This window comes from Streptomyces sp. A0958, assembly GCF_004795035.1.
Lineage (GTDB): Bacteria > Actinomycetota > Actinomycetes > Streptomycetales > Streptomycetaceae > Streptomyces.
The window spans coordinates 93645-108808 of the sequence record NZ_SSBK01000009.1 but is presented as its reverse complement, the minus strand read 5'-3'; the positions used below and the strand labels follow the sequence as shown (position 1 = coordinate 108808).

General features: G+C 72.4%; 14 protein-coding genes and 1 pseudogene. 6 read left to right on the top strand and 9 right to left on the bottom strand.

Annotated elements, in window-relative coordinates; translation table 11 throughout:
* Nucleotides 1-147: 147 nt before the first annotated feature.
* Nucleotides 148-1530, bottom strand: a complete 1383-nt coding sequence (locus tag E6P78_RS12545) for a metallophosphoesterase (RefSeq protein WP_136203635.1) — start codon at nt 1528-1530, stop codon at nt 148-150.
* Nucleotides 1531-1595: 65 nt separating this feature from the next.
* Nucleotides 1596-1841 carry a hypothetical protein gene (locus E6P78_RS12540; protein ID WP_018550495.1) on the bottom strand — a complete coding sequence of 82 codons (246 nt, stop codon included), beginning with the start codon at nt 1839-1841 and terminating at the stop codon, nt 1596-1598.
* A 121-nt stretch (nt 1842-1962) separates the two neighbouring features.
* On the opposite strand from E6P78_RS12540, the gene E6P78_RS12535 reads away from it, so the two are divergent.
* Nucleotides 1963-3234, top strand: a complete 1272-nt coding sequence (locus E6P78_RS12535; protein ID WP_346765567.1) for a D-alanyl-D-alanine carboxypeptidase — start codon at nt 1963-1965, stop codon at nt 3232-3234.
* Here the strand turns inward: E6P78_RS12535 and E6P78_RS12530 are convergent.
* Entirely contained in the window at nt 3182-4138 is a 957-nt protein-coding gene (locus tag E6P78_RS12530; RefSeq protein ID WP_136203633.1) for a YihY/virulence factor BrkB family protein, read from the bottom strand. The genes E6P78_RS12535 and E6P78_RS12530 overlap by 53 nt on opposite strands.
* 140 nt (nt 4139-4278) lie before the next feature.
* Here E6P78_RS12530 and E6P78_RS12525 point away from each other — a divergent pair, with 140 nt between their 5' ends.
* The gene (locus E6P78_RS12525; protein WP_136203632.1) at nt 4279-5622 is read left to right on the top strand and encodes an FAD-binding oxidoreductase; all 1344 of its coding nucleotides are present in this window, start codon (nt 4279-4281) and stop codon (nt 5620-5622) included.
* Between the two features lie 46 nt (nt 5623-5668).
* Complete coding sequence (locus tag E6P78_RS12520) at nt 5669-6472, top strand: decaprenylphospho-beta-D-erythro-pentofuranosid-2-ulose 2-reductase (protein ID WP_136203631.1); 804 nt, start codon at nt 5669-5671, stop codon at nt 6470-6472.
* Nucleotides 6473-6486: 14 nt separating this feature from the next.
* Here the strand turns inward: E6P78_RS12520 and E6P78_RS12515 are convergent, their stop codons facing one another.
* A complete protein-coding gene (locus E6P78_RS12515; RefSeq protein ID WP_136203630.1) occupies nt 6487-7077 on the bottom strand; it encodes a 2'-5' RNA ligase family protein in 591 nt (196 codons plus the stop codon).
* 106 nt (nt 7078-7183) lie between these two features.
* Nucleotides 7184-8197 carry a tryptophan--tRNA ligase gene (trpS, locus tag E6P78_RS12510; protein ID WP_206307796.1) on the bottom strand — a complete coding sequence of 338 codons (1014 nt, stop codon included), beginning with the start codon at nt 8195-8197 and terminating at the stop codon, nt 7184-7186.
* Between the two features lie 192 nt (nt 8198-8389).
* Here trpS and rocD point away from each other — a divergent pair, with 192 nt between their 5' ends.
* Nucleotides 8390-9595, top strand: coding sequence for an ornithine--oxo-acid transaminase (rocD, locus tag E6P78_RS12505; protein WP_136203629.1), 1206 nt, complete (start codon nt 8390-8392; stop codon nt 9593-9595).
* 47 nt (nt 9596-9642) lie between these two features.
* Here the strand turns inward: rocD and E6P78_RS12500 are convergent, their stop codons facing one another.
* A complete protein-coding gene (locus tag E6P78_RS12500) occupies nt 9643-11046 on the bottom strand; it encodes a PLP-dependent aminotransferase family protein (protein WP_136203628.1) in 1404 nt (467 codons plus the stop codon).
* A 47-nt stretch (nt 11047-11093) separates the two neighbouring features.
* On the opposite strand from E6P78_RS12500, the gene E6P78_RS12495 reads away from it, so the two are divergent.
* Nucleotides 11094-11603, top strand: a complete 510-nt coding sequence (locus E6P78_RS12495; protein ID WP_136203627.1) for a carboxymuconolactone decarboxylase family protein — start codon at nt 11094-11096, stop codon at nt 11601-11603.
* An 8-nt stretch (nt 11604-11611) separates the two neighbouring features.
* A complete protein-coding gene (locus E6P78_RS12490) occupies nt 11612-12343 on the top strand; it encodes an isocitrate lyase/phosphoenolpyruvate mutase family protein (protein WP_136203626.1) in 732 nt (243 codons plus the stop codon).
* A 76-nt stretch (nt 12344-12419) separates the two neighbouring features.
* On the opposite strand, the gene E6P78_RS12485 is transcribed toward E6P78_RS12490, so the two are convergent.
* The 3 genes and pseudogenes from E6P78_RS12485 to E6P78_RS12475 form a co-directional block, all read right to left on the bottom strand.
* Nucleotides 12420-13409 carry a malate dehydrogenase gene (locus E6P78_RS12485; protein WP_136203625.1) on the bottom strand — a complete coding sequence of 330 codons (990 nt, stop codon included), beginning with the start codon at nt 13407-13409 and terminating at the stop codon, nt 12420-12422.
* A gap of 537 nt (nt 13410-13946) precedes the next feature.
* A pseudogene (locus E6P78_RS33995) lies at nt 13947-14282 on the bottom strand (helix-turn-helix transcriptional regulator); the annotation flags it as partial.
* Nucleotides 14283-14599: 317 nt separating this feature from the next.
* The gene (locus E6P78_RS12475; RefSeq protein WP_136203624.1) at nt 14600-15157 is read right to left on the bottom strand and encodes a DUF3017 domain-containing protein; all 558 of its coding nucleotides are present in this window, start codon (nt 15155-15157) and stop codon (nt 14600-14602) included.
* Nucleotides 15158-15164 lie beyond the last annotated feature (7 nt).

Below are 15164 nucleotides of genomic sequence, written 5' to 3'. Positions count from 1 at the left end.
GCCAATCACACGATTTTCACATCAGGAAGAGGAAATCGGAGGCTCACAGCCTTTTGTTCGCCAGTCGAAACCTTCGGCCGTTACTCCGAATACACAGGGTTCACCACCGGTCACCCGATCCGCTATTTCGGGGGCATACGCGGTTGATTACGCCTGCCGGGAGGCGAGCTCGACCACGGTGATGTCGGAGGGTGCGCCGACCCGTACCGGCGGTCCCCACGCACCGGCGCCCCGCGTGACGTAGAGCTGGGTGTCGCCGTAGCGGTCGAGACCGGCGACCGTGGGGTTGGAGAGCTCCGCGATGTAGTTGCCCGGCCAGAGCTGGCCGCCGTGGGTGTGGCCGGAGAGTTGCAGGTCCACGCCGTGTTCGACGGCCTGGTCGATGACGACGGGCTGGTGGGCCATGAGCACGACCGCGCGCGACCGGTCCCGGTCACCGAGGGCGCGGGCGAAATCGGGGCCCTGCCCTTCGCTCTCGCCGGCGATGTCATTGACCCCGGCCAGATCGAAACCGGCCGACTCCACGCGGGCGTTCTCCAGCGGCCGCAGCCCCAATTCCCGTACGTGATCAACCCATTGGGCCGCGCCCGAGTAGTACTCGTGATTGCCGGTGACAAAGAAGGCGCCGTGCCGGGAGCGGAGATGGGCGAGCGGTTCGGCGGCCGGGCCGAGATCGGCGACCGAGCCGTCGACCAGATCGCCGACGACCGCGATGAGATCGGGCTGCGTCCGGTTGACCGCGTCCACGATCCGCTGCGTATGGGAACGGCCGAGGATCGGGCCGAGATGGATATCGCTGACGACGGCGATCCGGAAGCCGTGAGCGGACCGGGGCAGCCGGGCGAGCGGTACGGTGACCCGTTTCACCCGCGGGCCGCGCAGCACCCCGTACGTCCCGTAGCCGACCGTCCCGAGCCCGGCGACCGCGGCGGCACCCCCGACGGCCCGCGCCACGAACAGCCGGCGCGACGGGACGTAGGACGCGGGGGCGGCAGGTTGCGGCTCGGAGGCGGGCTCGGAGGCGGCGTCGGACTCCGGCGCTGATTCCGGCCCGGGTTCCGGCTCGGTTTCCGGCCCGGGTTCCGGCTCGGTTTCCGGCTCGGTTTCCGACCCGGTTTCCCGCTCGGTTTCCGGCTCGGATTCCGGCCCGGGTTCCGGCCCGCTTTCCCGCTCGGGTTCCGGCTCGGGGGCGGGTCCGGCGGTCGCCCGGCGGGCGAGCCACCGGCGCAGCAGCGGGCGTACGGCCTCGCCCACCAGCAGCGCGAGCGTCAGGTACAGCAGGGCTGCCAGCCACAGGAAGCCCGGCCAGGCCAGCACCTGCTGGAGCCGGAAGGGCGTGCCCGTGCGGCTGGAGACCAGGGCGCCGATGCTCAGCAGCGGCAGCGCGTACGCGGCGATCGTGCCGGCTCTGCGCCACGGGCTGCCGGGCGTCGTCGTGTCACCGACGAGGCGGCGCCAGACATAGCGGTGCACGGCCACGAGCAGCGCGAGCACCACGACCGCCACCAGAGCGAACCCCACGACCCGCACGCCTGCTTCCCTGCCCCGTTCGTCCTTGTATCGACCGATTCAGCCTCTGTCCGGGACCGGCCCTTTCAAGCCTTCTCGGCACGCAGGGCCCTGACGCCGCGGAACCCGATCCAGCCCACGGCCGTCCCCAGGAGAAAGGACGTGATGGCGAGCAGCAGATGCACCCAGAAGTAGGCGGTCGGGTCACCCGCGTCGTCGAAGGCGAGGCCGCTGCCGTCCTTCCACAAGTTCTTGACGAAAGTGACCCAGATGAACCAGCTCCACACCCCGAAGGCGAGCAGGAACCAGGAGACGGGGCGGCTGAGCTTCATGGACTCAGTATCGCCGCTGCGCTCCGGCCGGCTCGCACGGGGTGGTCCGTCCCGGCGCTACGCCCGGCGGGTCATAACGTCAGTGCCTATTTTCACATCAACTGCCTGTACGTTTTCGACCGTGCCAGCTCTCAAGAAGGCCGCGCTCGCGGTCACCTCTGCCGCCTTGCTGTCCGCTTTCGTCGTCACGCCCGCTTCGGCGGCCGATAAGGACGACGCGCCCAAACCTCCGTCGGGCATGTCCCAGGTCGGGGGCGAGCAGCTCGGGCGGGCAGGCACCCAGGTCAACCTCGGCGCGGGCGCCCCGGTCCTGCCGAAGAAGCTGACGGGCCGGTCGTGGATGGTCTCGGACGCGGAGACGGGCGAGGTGCTGGCCTCGCACAACCCGCACTGGCGGCTGCCCCCGGCCTCCACGCTGAAGATGCTCTTCGCTGACACCCTGCTGGAGGACCCGGCGCTCCTGCCGAAGACGCGGGAGTACACGGTGAAGGACGAGGACCTCGCCGATCTCGGGGAGGGCAGCAGCCTGGTGGGCATCAAGGAGGACCTGAGCTACACGGTGCACGACCTGTGGCTCGGGGTCTTCCTGCGTTCGGGGAACGACGCGGTACACGTGCTGGCCGCGATGTACGGCGGCGTCCCGAAGACGGTCGACGCCATGCAGGCGCGCGCAAAGGAGCTCCAGGCGCTGGACACGTACGTGGTGTCGCCCGACGGGTACGACGCGCCCAAGCAGGTCTCCAGCGCGTACGACCTCTCGCTCTTCGCCCGTGACGGCCTGCAGAACGCGGACTTCCGTGAGTACTGCTCGACGGCGACCGCGCAGTTCCCCGGCGCGAAGAAGAAGGGCCAGAAGCGCGAAAGCTTCGGCATCCAGAACACCAACCGGCTGCTCACCGGGGCCGACGGCGTCGGCGCGTACAAGGGCATCGCGGGCGTCAAGAACGGCTACACGACGCACGCGGGCAACACCTTCACGGGCGTCGCCGAGCGCAACGGCAAGGTGCTGCTCGTCACCGTCATGAACCCGTCGTCCGACGAGACGCACGCCGTCTACAAGGAGGCGGCCAGGCTGCTGGACTGGGGGTTCGCCGCGAGCGGCAAGGTCACCCCGGTGGGTGAGCTCGTCCCGCCGAGGTCCGCGACGACCGGCACCGGTACGGACACCGCCGGTGCGGGCAAGGGCGCCGAGGCCGAATCGGCGGCCGGCAACAAGGGCGGGAACGGACCGGACCGGGCGGCGCAGGCCGCGGCCACCACCGACGGCTCCAGCGGGATCGGGATCGCACTGGGGATCGTCGGCGGCGTGCTGGTGCTGCTGGCCGGCGGGGTGTTCCTGGTCAACCGGCGCTGGCCGCTGCCGGACCTGATGCGTCGCCGCCCTCGCCCGTGACCTCCCGGGCGGCGGGCGCGGGGTCCTTCTCCGCGTCCACCGCCGGGTCGTCCTCCTTGGACGGCGTCGCCGTCCAGGCGGCGCAGAACAGCAGCAGCTTCGCCGTGAAGTTGATCCACAGCAGCAGGGCGATCGGCACCCCGAAGGCGCCGTACATGCTCTTGGAAGCGACGCCCTTCATATAGCTGCCGAGCAGCAGCTTGAGCAGTTCGAACCCGACCGCGCCGAGCAGCGCGGCCACCATGAGCCGGCGCCGCGGCGGTTCGACGCCGGGCAGCAGGGTCAGCAGGTAGAGCAGCAGCAGGAAGTCGGCGGCCACGCCCACCAGCAGGGCGGCGATCCGCAGCAGCACCCCGCCCGCGCCGTTCTCGGGGATGTCGAGCAGATCGGCGACCCAGCCGACGGCCACCGAGCCGACCGAGGAGATGGCGAGGGTCACCAGGGCCGCGCCGCCCAGGCCGAACAGCACCCCGGCGTCCTTGAGTTTGCGGATGACCGGATTGCCCTCGTCCAGGTCGTCCGTCTCCCAGACCGCGCGCAGGCAGTCCCGCATCGAGCCGATCCAGCCGATACCTGTGAAGAGCAGCAGCGCACCGGCCACCAGACCGACCGTCCCGGCATGGGCCACCAGGTTGTCGATGCCGAGCTGGTCGGAGATGCCGGGCACCTGCTCGGCGATCTTGCCCTCGATCTTGTTCAGCTGCTTGTCGGTCAGCAGCGCGGCACCGATCGCCGCGCCGACCGCGATCAGCGGGAACAGGGCGAGGAAGCTGATGAACGTGATCGCGGCGGCGAGCCTGGCCCAGTGGACCCGCACCAGCGTCTCGTAACTGCGCCAGGCGTGCGTCTCCATCAGCCGGGAGACGAGTGGCCCGATGACGGGGAGTTTTTTCAGCCAGTCCATGTCGTACGACTACCCTCCCCGCCCGCGAAAACCGAAGCCCGGTGGGCGGTGGAGGAGATGACGCACCTTCAATCACCCATTTCGGTGAGTGTTGTAACAAATCCGGCAAAGGTGTTTTCCCGGGCGATACGGTCACCCTCATGTCTGTCGACACCGTGTCCCTGACCGGCTGGGGCCGCACCGCCCCGACGACCGCGCTGCGCTTCCGTCCCCGTAGTTACGAGGAGGCCGCGGCGACGGTGCTCGGCTGCGGGCCGCGCGGCTCGATCGCCCGCGGCCTGGGCCGGGCGCACGGCGACGCCGCGCAGAACGCCGGGGGCTCCGTCCTCGACATGACGGCCCTGGACCGCGTCCGGACGATCGACGCGGCGTCCGGGCTCGTGGTGTGCGACGCGGGTGTGACCCTCCACCGGCTGCGCGAGGTGATGCTGCCGCTCGGCTGGTTCCTGCCGGTGACACCCGGCGGCCGGTACGTGACGGTGGGCGGTGCGATCGGCTCCGACGCCCACGGCGACAACCACCGCGCCGCCGGTTCCTTCTCCCGCCACGTCGTGGAGTTCGCGCTGCTCACCGCCGACGGCCAGGTGCGCGACGTCCGCCCCGGCACCCCGCTCTTCGACGCGACCACCGGCGGCATGGGCCTGACCGGGGTGATCCTCTCGGCCACGCTCCGGTTCCGCCCCGTCGCCACGTCCCTCATGTCGGTCGACACCGAACGGGCCGCCGGCCTCGACGACCTGCTGGCCCGGATGGCACGGGGCGGCCACCACCCCTACGAGTACGCCCGCGTCGACCTCACCGCCCGGGGCCGGGCGACCGGGCGCGCGGTCCTGGTCCGCGCGGACCACGCCCCCGTACACGCGCTCCCGGCGCACGCCCGGCGCGCACCGCTCGCCGTCCGCGCGGCGCGAAACCCCGCCGCGCTCCCGCTCCTGCCCGGGCTGCTCGGGCGGCTGTCCGCCACCGCGCTCAACGAGGCCGGGTTCCGCTCCGCGCCCCGGTCCCGCACCGGTGAACTCCAGCCGCTCTCCGCCTTCTTCCGCGCCCTGGACACGACGCCCCACACCAACCGGGTCTCGGCCACGGGCGGCCTCGTGCACTACGAGTTCCTGGTCGGGCACGGGCAGGAGGAGACCCTGCGCCGGATCGTCGGACGGATCGCCCGCAGCCGCTGCCCGTCGTTCCGGGCCGTGCTCAGGCGGTTCGGCGCGGGCGGCCCCGGCTGGCTGTCCTTCCCGGCACCCGGCTGGAACCTCGCCCTCGATCTGCCGGCCGGCCTGCCGCACCTCGCCCGCTTCCTCGACTCCCTGGACGAGGAGGTGGCGGCGGCGGGCGGCCGGATCTGCCTGACGGACGACTCCCGGCTGCGCCCCGGCGCGCTCGCCGCGATGTACCCGCGACTGCCCGACTTCCGGGCGCTGCGGGCCGAGCTGGACCCGAACGGGGCGTTCCGCTCCGACCTGTCCCGCCGGCTGTCCCTGTGAACGGCGCCCCCGCCCCACTCCCTCTTCCCCTGTAAGGAGCGTTCCCGTGAAGGATGCCTTCGGTGCCCCGCAGTCCCTGCTCGTCCTCGGCGGCACGTCGGAGATCGGGCTCGCCACGGCACGCCGCCTGATCGCCCACCGCACCCGCACGGTCTGGCTGGCCGGCCGCCCCTCCCCCGCGCTGGACGCCGCAGCCGACGACCTGCGCGGGCGCGGGGCGTACGTGCAGACCGTCGCGTTCGACGCCCTGGACACCGAGTCCCACGAAACGGTCCTGGGCAAGATCTTCACCGAGGGCGACATCGACATGGTGCTCCTCGCCTTCGGTATCCCGGGCGACCAGGAGCGCGACGAGGAGGAACCGCTCGCGGCGGTCCGGGTCGCCCAGACGAACTACACCGGGGCGGTCTCCGCCGGGCTGGTGTGCGCCGGCGCGCTCCAGGCGCAGGGGCACGGCTCGCTGGTGGTGCTGTCCTCGGTGGCCGGTGAGCGCGCCCGGCGGGCGGACTTCATCTACGGGTCGAGCAAGGCGGGCCTGGACGTGTTCACCCAGGGCCTCGGAGACGCGCTGCACGGCACGGGGGTGCACGTGATGGTGGTGCGCCCGGGGCTCGTGGTGCCGGACGCGGCGGTGGCCCGGGGGGTGGGGCTCCGGGGGGCGGGGGGCCCGCTCGCGACGATCCCGTTCACGCGGACGCCCCTGGTGACGACGCCGGGCGCGGTCGCCGACGCCATCGTGACGGGGCTGCGGCGGCGTTCGGAGACGGTGTGGGTGCCGGGGGCGCTGCGGGCGGTGATGTCGGCGCTGCGGCACGTGCCGAGGCCGCTGTTCCGCCGCCTGCCGGTCTGAGCCGCAGAGGTCCGCTACGGGTGGAGCGAGGGCGCGTCGAGGGAGCTGCCGCTCTGCGCGGGGACGGCGGGGCTGATGCCCCCCGCCCCGAACGGGAACTCGTTGATCTTGCGCCAGACGAGGTCCGGGCCCTGTTCGTACAGGGCGAAGGAGCCGCAGGTCCAGGATGCCTCGTAGTCGGCGAGCTCCGCGTACGCCCGGTCCATCGCCGCCTCGGGGATGCCGTGGGCCACGGTGACGTGCGGGTGGTACGGGAACTGGAGCTCGCGCACCAGCGGGCCGGAGGCGTCCCGGACCCGCTTCTGGAGCCAGGAGCACGCCGAGGCGCCCTCCACCACCTGGACGAAGACCACCGGCGAGAGCGGGCGGAAGGTGCCCGTGCCGGACAGCCGCATCGGGAAGGGGCGGCTGCCGGTCGCGATCGAGGCGAGGTGCGCCTCGACCGCGGGCAGGCAGGCCGCTTCCGCCTCGGTCGGCGGCAGGAGGGTGACGTGGGTGGGAATGCCGTGTGCGGCAGGGTCCCCGAAGCTCGCGCGCCGCTCCTGGAGCAGGCTGCCGTAGGGCTCCGGGACCGCGATCGAAACGCCGAGCGTTACGGTCCCCACATCGTTCTCCTCAATCCTCGGTGGTCTGTTTTCAGCCACGGGCGGCCGCAGGCTTCACGCCGCCAGTGTGCCGCCTGTCAGTGCCTCGCCGCCAGGGTCCTTGGACTCAGTGCTTCGCCGGCAGGAGGCCCATCCGGTCATAGGTCTGCGCCAGGGTCTCGGCGGCGACGGCCCGGGCCTTCTCCGCGCCCTTGGCCAGGATGGAGTCCAGCGTCTCGGTGTCGTCCAGATATTCCTGGGTGCGGGTGCGGAAGGGTGTGACGAAGTCGACCATGACCTCGGCGAGGTCCGTCTTCAGCGCGCCGTAACCCTTGCCCTCGTACTTCTGCTCCAGCTCCGGCACGGACGCACCGGTGAGCGTCGAGTAGATGGTCAGCAGGTTGCTGACGCCCGGCTTCTCGGCCCGGTCGAAGCGGATCACCGTGTCGGTGTCGGTGACGGCGCTCTTCACCTTCTTGGCGGTGGCCTTCGGCTCGTCCAGGAGGTTGATCAGACCCTTCGGGTTCGCCGTCGACTTGCTCATCTTGGACGACGGGTCCTGGAGGTCGTAGATCTTCGCCGTCTCCTTGAGGATGTACGGGTCCGGGATGGTGAAGGTGTCGCCGTAGGTGCCGTTGAACCGCTCGGCGAGGTTGCGGGTCAGCTCCAGGTGCTGGCGCTGGTCCTCGCCCACCGGGACCTGGTCGGCCTGGTAGAGCAGGATGTCGGCGACCATCAGCATCGGGTAGGTGAAGAGGCCGACCGTGGTGCGGTCGGCGCCGTGCCGGGCGGACTTGTCCTTGAACTGCGTCATCCGGGACGCCTCGCCGAACCCGGCCAGGCAGTTCATGACCCATCCCAGCTGGGCGTGCTCCGGAACATGGCTCTGGACGAAGAGCGTGCAGCGCTCGGGGTCGAGCCCGGCGGCGAGCAGCTGGGCGACGGCGAGCCTGGTGTTGGCACGCAGCTCGGCGGGGTCCTGGGCAACGGTGATCGCATGCAGGTCGACCACCATGTAGAAGGCGTCGTGGGACTCCTGCAGGGCCACCCACTGGCGGACCGCGCCGAGGTAGTTGCCGAGGTGGAACGAGCCTGCGGTGGGCTGGATTCCGGAGAGCACACGGGGACGTTCAGAGGCCATGGAAGTCATTGTCTCAGGTGCGCGGGCCATCTCGGGCAGCCGGTGGAGGAATCGCCCGACGGCCTCGCGGGGGGCGGCCGGCAGCGGAAAACGCGGGCGCGCCGCGAAGTGAAGGTTTCCTCGTGGGAGATCCGACCGACGATACAAAGTGGGCCCAACCTCAGCCCACGCCGCACGACGATCGGAGATCCCGTGTCGACCACGGAAAACGCCATCGCCTCCGCCGAGGCGCACAGCGCGCACAACTACCACCCGCTGCCCGTCGTCGTCGCCACGGCGGACGGGGCCTGGATGACCGATGTGGAGGGCCGGCGCTACCTCGACATGCTCGCGGGGTACTCGGCGCTCAATTTCGGCCACGGCAACCGTCGGCTGATCGACGCGGCGAGGGCACAGCTGGAGCGGGTGACGCTCACCTCGCGGGCCTTCCACCACGACCGGTTCGCGGATTTCTGTACGGGCCTGGCCGAGCTGTGCGGCATGGAGATGGTGCTGCCGATGAACACCGGGGCGGAGGCCGTGGAGACGGCCGTGAAGACCGCCCGCAAGTGGGGCTACCGGGTCAAGGGCGTACCGGACGGCATGGCGAAGATCATCGTCGCGGCCGACAACTTCCACGGCCGGACGACGACGATCGTCAGCTTCTCCACGGACCCGGAGGCCCGGGCCGACTTCGGCCCGTACACGCCGGGCTTCGAGATCGTGCCGTACGGGGATCTGACCGCGATGCGGGAGGCCATGACCGAGAACACCGTGGCGGTGCTGATCGAGCCGATCCAGGGCGAGGCAGGGGTCCTCGTGCCGCCGCCCGGCTACCTCCCCGGAATCCGGGAGCTGACCCGCGAGCGGAACGTGCTGTTCGTCGCCGACGAGATCCAGTCGGGCCTGGGCCGGACCGGAAAGACCTTCGCCTGCGAGCACGAGGGCGTCGTGCCGGACATGTACCTCCTCGGCAAGGCGCTCGGCGGCGGGGTGGTGCCGGTGTCGGCCGTGGTGTCGTCGGAGGCGGTGCTCGGCGTGTACCGGCCCGGGGAGCACGGCTCGACGTTCGGCGGCAACCCCCTCGCCTGCGCGGTCGCCCTGGAGGTCGTCGACATGCTGCGCACCGGCGAGTACCAGCAGCGGGCCGCCGAGCTGGGCGACCACCTCCACCGCGAGCTGGGCCTGCTGGTGGGCGGCGGGGCGGTGCGGGCCGTACGGGGACGCGGGCTGTGGGCGGGCGTCGACATCGACCCGGGCCGGGGCACGGGCCGGGAGATCTCCGAGAAGCTGATGGAGCGCCGGGTCCTGGTGAAGGACACGCACGGCTCCACGATCCGGATCGCCCCGCCCCTGGTGATCACCAAGGAGGACCTGGACTGGGGTCTGGAGCAGCTGCGCGAGGTCCTGCGCGGCTGACGGACGGACGGGCCGTGCAGGGGGCGGGCGGGCCCGGCCGCCCGCCCCTACGGCAGCACGCGCAGGAGCGCGTCCAGCGTGCCCGCCCAGGCGCTGTCGGTCGGGGTGCCGTAGCCGATGACCAGCGCCTCGCGCGGCAGGTCGGCGTCCGGGTGGCGGAAGTAGGCCAGACCCTCGACCGCGAGGCCCTGCCAGGCCGCCGCCCGTATCACCTCCGCCTCGGTGCCCTCCGGGAGTTCCAGCACGGCGTGCATCCCGGCGGCGATCCCGCTGACCCGGATGGCGGGGGCCCGTTCCGCCAGGGCCGCGACGAGCTGGTCGCGGCGGTTGCGGTAGCGCAGCCGCATGGAGCGCACATGCCGGTCGTACGCGCCCGAGGCCATGAACTCCGCGAGCGTCAGCTGGTCCAGCGCGCTCGACGCCCAGTCGCTCACGCCCTTCGCGGCGGTGACCTCGCCCACCAGGTTCCGCGGCACCACCATCCAGCCCAGCCGCACCCCCGGCGCCAGGGACTTGCTGGCCGTGCCCAGGTACACGACGTGTTCGGGGTCCAGGCCCTGGAGCGCGCCGACCGGCTGGCGGTCGTAGCGGAACTCCCCGTCGTAGTCGTCCTCCAGGATCAGTCCGCCGGTGCTCCGCGCCCAGTCGACCGCCGCCGCCCGCCGGTCGGGGTGGAGCGGGACCCCGGTCGGGAACTGGTGCGCGGGCGTCAGGAGCACCGCGCCCGCGCCCCGCAACGCGTGCAGTTCGCCGGTGCGGGAGCCGAGGTGGTCGAGCGGCAGGCAGGGGATGCGCAGCCCGGCCTCGGTGAGCAGGCGGGTGTGCACGTCGAGACCGTACGACTCGACGGCCACCTCCCGTACCCGGCGTCCCCGCAGCACCTTCCCCAGCAGCATCAGGCCGTGCACGAAGCCGGCGCAGACCACGATGCGTTCGGGGTCCGCGTACACCCCGCGCGCCCGGGCCAGGTATTCGGCGAGGACCGTGCGCAGCTCGATGCGGCCGCGCGGGTCGCCGTAGCCGAAGGCGTCGTTGGGGGCGGCGGCCAGGGCGCGGCGGGCCGCCTTCAGCCACTCGGCGCGCGGGAACGTCGCCAGGTCGGGCGAGCCCGGCTTCAGGTTGTGGACCGGGGCGGTGCGGGGCGGCCGGGGGCGGGGTGCCTTCGCCGTCGCCGGGCGTGACTCGGCCCGCCGCGCCACCCGGGTGCCGGAGCCCTGCCGGGCGGTGAGCCAGCCCTCGGCGACCAGTTCGGCGTAGGCGTCGGCGACGGTGTTGCGCGCGATGCCGAGGTCGGCGGCGAGCGTGCGGGAGGACGGCAGCCGGGTGCCGGAGGCCAGCCGGCCGGTCCGGACCGCTTCGCGCAGGGCGTCCATCAGACCGGCCCGCAGACCGGTCGCGCCGGTCGGGTCGATGTGCAGGTCGGCTCCGAAAGTGGCCCATTGGTCCGTCATGGAAATGGACCATACCCTTGCGCCACTCAGCGCGTAGCGTCATATCCATGACGACGAACGAGCACAGCCACACGACCTCCGAGTACTGCCCCGAGCACACCCCGCGCATGACCTGGTCCACGCACGCCCCCGACGTCTACAAGGCGATGGCCCGGCTGGAGGCCGCGTCCCGCAAGGGCACCGACCCGGTGATCGCCGAGCTGGTGAAGATCCGCTCCTCGCAGCTCAACCACTGCGCGTTCTGCCTGGACATGCACACCAAGGACGCGCTCGCGGCCGGTGAGTCGGTGCAGCGGATCGTCCAGCTCAGCGCCTGGGAGGAGGCGCGGCACTTCTACACGCCGAAGGAGATCGCCGCGATCGAGCTGACCGAGGCGGTGACCGTCCTGACCGACGGTTTCGTGCCGGACGAGGTGTACGCGAGGGCCGCGAAGCACTTCGGCGAGGAGGAGCTGGCCCACCTCATCGCCTCGATCATCACGATCAACGCCTGGAACCGGTTCGCCGTGGCCACCCGCATGGTCCCGGGCCACTACACCCCCGGCGACCACCGCTGACCGGCGCGATGACGGCGTCCGGCCTGCGGGCCCTGCACCACGGCCGCGCCCCCGGCGACCCGCTGGTCCTCCCCGGCCCGTGGGACGCCGCGAGCGCCCGGGTCTTCGCCGACGCGGGGTTCCCCGCGCTCGCCACGCCGAGCGCGGGGGTCGCGGCCTCGCTCGGGTACGAGGACGGGCGGACGCCCGCCGACGAGATGTTCGCGGCGGTGGCGCGGATCGCCCGGGCCGTGTCCGTACCCGTGACCGCCGACATCGAGGGCGGGTACGGGCTGGCGGCCGGGGAGCTGGTGGAGCGGCTGCTCGCCACGGGGGCCGTCGGCTGCAATCTGGAGGACACGGTGGACGGTGTGCTGGTGGACGCCGTTCGGCAGGCGGACCGACTGGCCGAGGTGCGTGCGGTGGCCGGGGACGCGCTGTTCGTGAACGCCCGGGTCGACTGCTACGTCACCGGCGTCCCGGACGGTACGGACCCGGAGGCCCAGACCGTGCGCCGGGCCCGGCTGTACACGGCGGCGGGCGCGGACTGCGTCTACCCGATCGCCGCCCCGCCCGAGTCGCTGGGCCGGCTGGCGGAGGCCCTGCCGGGGCGGCCGCTGAACGCCCTGGCCCGCCCGGACGGGCCCGGACCGCGCCGCCTCGGTGAACTGGGCGCCACCCGGATCACGTTCGGCCCCGGCCACCAGCGTCGGGCCATGGCGGCCGTACGCGGGATCGCGGACGAGCTGCGGAACGTCTGAAGGCGGCAAGCACCACGCCCCCGGCAGCGAGACGGCTGCCGGGGGCGTGTGCGTACCCGCGGAGGCGGGCGGTGGATCAGATCAGGCCGAGCTCGCGGACCGCGTCGCGCTCCTCGGTGAGCTCCTTCACCGACGCGTCGATGCGCGCGCGGGAGAACTCGTTGATGTCCAGGCCCTGGACGATCTTGTAGGTGCCGTTCTCGGTGGTGACCGGGAAGGACGAGATGATGCCCTCGGGGACGCCGTAGGAGCCGTCCGACGGGATGCCCATGGAGGTCCAGTCGCCCTCGGCGGTGCCGTTGACCCAGGTGTGCACGTGGTCGATGGCGGCGTTGGCGGCGGAGGCGGCCGAGGACGCGCCACGGGCCTCGATGATCGCGGCGCCGCGCTTGGCGACGGTCGGGATGAAGGTGTCGGCGAGCCAGGCCTCGTCGTTGACGAGCTCGGCGGCGTTCTTGCCGGCGACCTCGGCGTGGAAGATGTCGGGGTACTGGGTGGCCGAGTGGTTGCCCCAGATCGTCAGCTTCTTGATGTCGGAGACGGCGGCACCGGTCTTGGCGGCCAGCTGCGAGATCGCGCGGTTGTGGTCCAGGCGGGTCATCGCGGTGAAGCGCTCGGCCGGGACGTCCGGGGCGGCGGCCTGCGCGATGAGCGCGTTGGTGTTGGCCGGGTTGCCGACGACGAGGACCTTGATGTCGTCCGCGGCGTTGTCGTTGATCGCCTTGCCCTGCGGCTTGAAGATGCCGCCGTTGGCGGAGAGCAGGTCGCCGCGCTCCATGCCCTTGGTGCGGGGGCGGGCGCCGACGAGCAGGGCGACGTTCGCACCGTCGAAGCCGACGTTGGCGTCGTCGGTGATCTCGATGTTGCGCAGCAGCGGGAAGGCGCAGTCGTCGAGCTCCATCGCGGTGCCCTCGGCGGCCTTCAGCCCCTGGGGGATCTCCAGGAGACGCAGGTTGACCGGCACGTCCGGGCCGAGCAGGTGGCCGGAGGCGATGCGGAAGAGCAGCGCGTAGCCGATCTGGCCGGCTGCGCCGGTCACGGTGACATTCACGGGAGTGCGGGTCATGGCGATCTCCGTTAGACAGCTGGCGGTGGGGGCTCCTGGCCCCTGGTGCGGGACATCCCTGAATCTTGATGTGAAGAGATATCCGTCGGCCAGGCTATCCGACCCGGAACCCCCCGGCCGCCCGGCCCCCCGTGGCACCGCGCACAACCGGTCACTCCCCGCTCACGGGGACGCCACGGCCGCGCGCCCGCTCGTACCGGCCGCGCGTGGGGCAGCTCAGCCGGTCAGCAGCAGCACGGCGACGACCAGCACCACGAGACCCGCCACGGCGGCCATCGGGACCGGCCCGAGGCGCCGGCGGGTCCGGGGCGCGGGCGGCGGCCCCCCGAGGCCCGCGGCGAAGGCCACGTCGGGCGGCAGGCCCTGGCCCCGGGGCACGTGCGGCCCGGACTGCGGCTGCCGGGGGTGCGAGGCCCTGCCGCGTTGCGGGGGTACGGCGGAGGCGCGGCGGCCGTGGCCGGGGGCGCCGGGCCCCTGGGCGGTGCCGACGCCGCCGGAGGGGCGGCTCCTGCCGTGGCCGGGCGGGTTGCGGCCCGACTCACCGAGCGCGGCCCGCGCCTGGGTGATCCGGATGGACTCCATCGTCATGTCCTGGCGCATCTCGGCGCGGCTCCAGGCCCGCTCCGACAGCTCCCACATGGTGTTCAGGTGGACGCGGTTGGTGCCCGTCACCTCGGCGAGCGCGTAGATCGCCCCCCTGGGCGCGAGCAGCCGGCCGTTCAGATACCGCTCCCAGGACGTCCTGCTGTAGCCCGTGCGGTCGGCCACCGCGGCGAGGCTGAGCCCGCTCCGGTCCACGAGCCGGCGCAGCTGACCGGTGAACTCCCGGATCTGCGGGTCGAGATCCGGCGGCAGCGCCTTCCAACGAGGCATGACTTCCCCCTCTGTCCGCTCCTGCTTCCGCCGCTGTCCGGACCCGGTGGTCGTGCCGTCGCCGGACCGCGCCGGTCAGTCTGCCACCGTTGCCGGACGATGTTGCCGGACGATCACACGATGGCGGAATGGTCACTTCCGTGCCACAGGCCACAGCCATCCCTTGAACGCGTGTGCCGGGTCGACAAGGCTTGAACCAGGACGGGGCAAGGTCGCTCAGGTCGCCGCGTTCGGAGCGTTTCGCTCCGGGTTGCCCCGTCCCGGTGTCCGTCCCTTCTCGGGGGAGGGGACGGGCACCGGTCCATGGAACGGGCGGGTCAGCGCACGGTGAAGTGGACCGCGTCCTCCAGGAACGGGATGTCCAGCCACGGCTTCGGCTGCGCCATCAGCGAGAGCATCACGATGAGGACGCCCAGCAGCCCGTACGTCACCAGGTCGGTGAAGCGGGACCGCACCGCGAGCATGCCGACCGAGCGGACCACGAGCCGCAGGATCGCGCCCACGACGAGCGCCACGCCGATCAGTATCGTCCCGATGCGGAAGGCCTCGTCGAAGGGGTCGGCCGCCACGATCAGCAGTCCGGCCCCGGCCATGCAGAGCACGGCGAGCAGCGGCCACTGACGGGCCGGTGCGGGAGCGTCCCCGGCGGCCGCCCGGCCACCGCCCTCGGGCCGTGCGGTGTCCCGGGTCAGCGAGAACCGCCGCGCGCGGCGCGCCCCGGTGGCCTCGCCCGCGGCGGACGCGTCGGACGCGTCCGTTCCGGTCCCGCCCGCGCCGGTCGCGGCGTCGGCCGTCTCCGGCTCGGGCGCGGCCCCTTCGGTGGCCGGCCCGGACTCCGACGCGGCCCGGTCGGCCGGACTCGTACCAGCACCCATGGGGTTC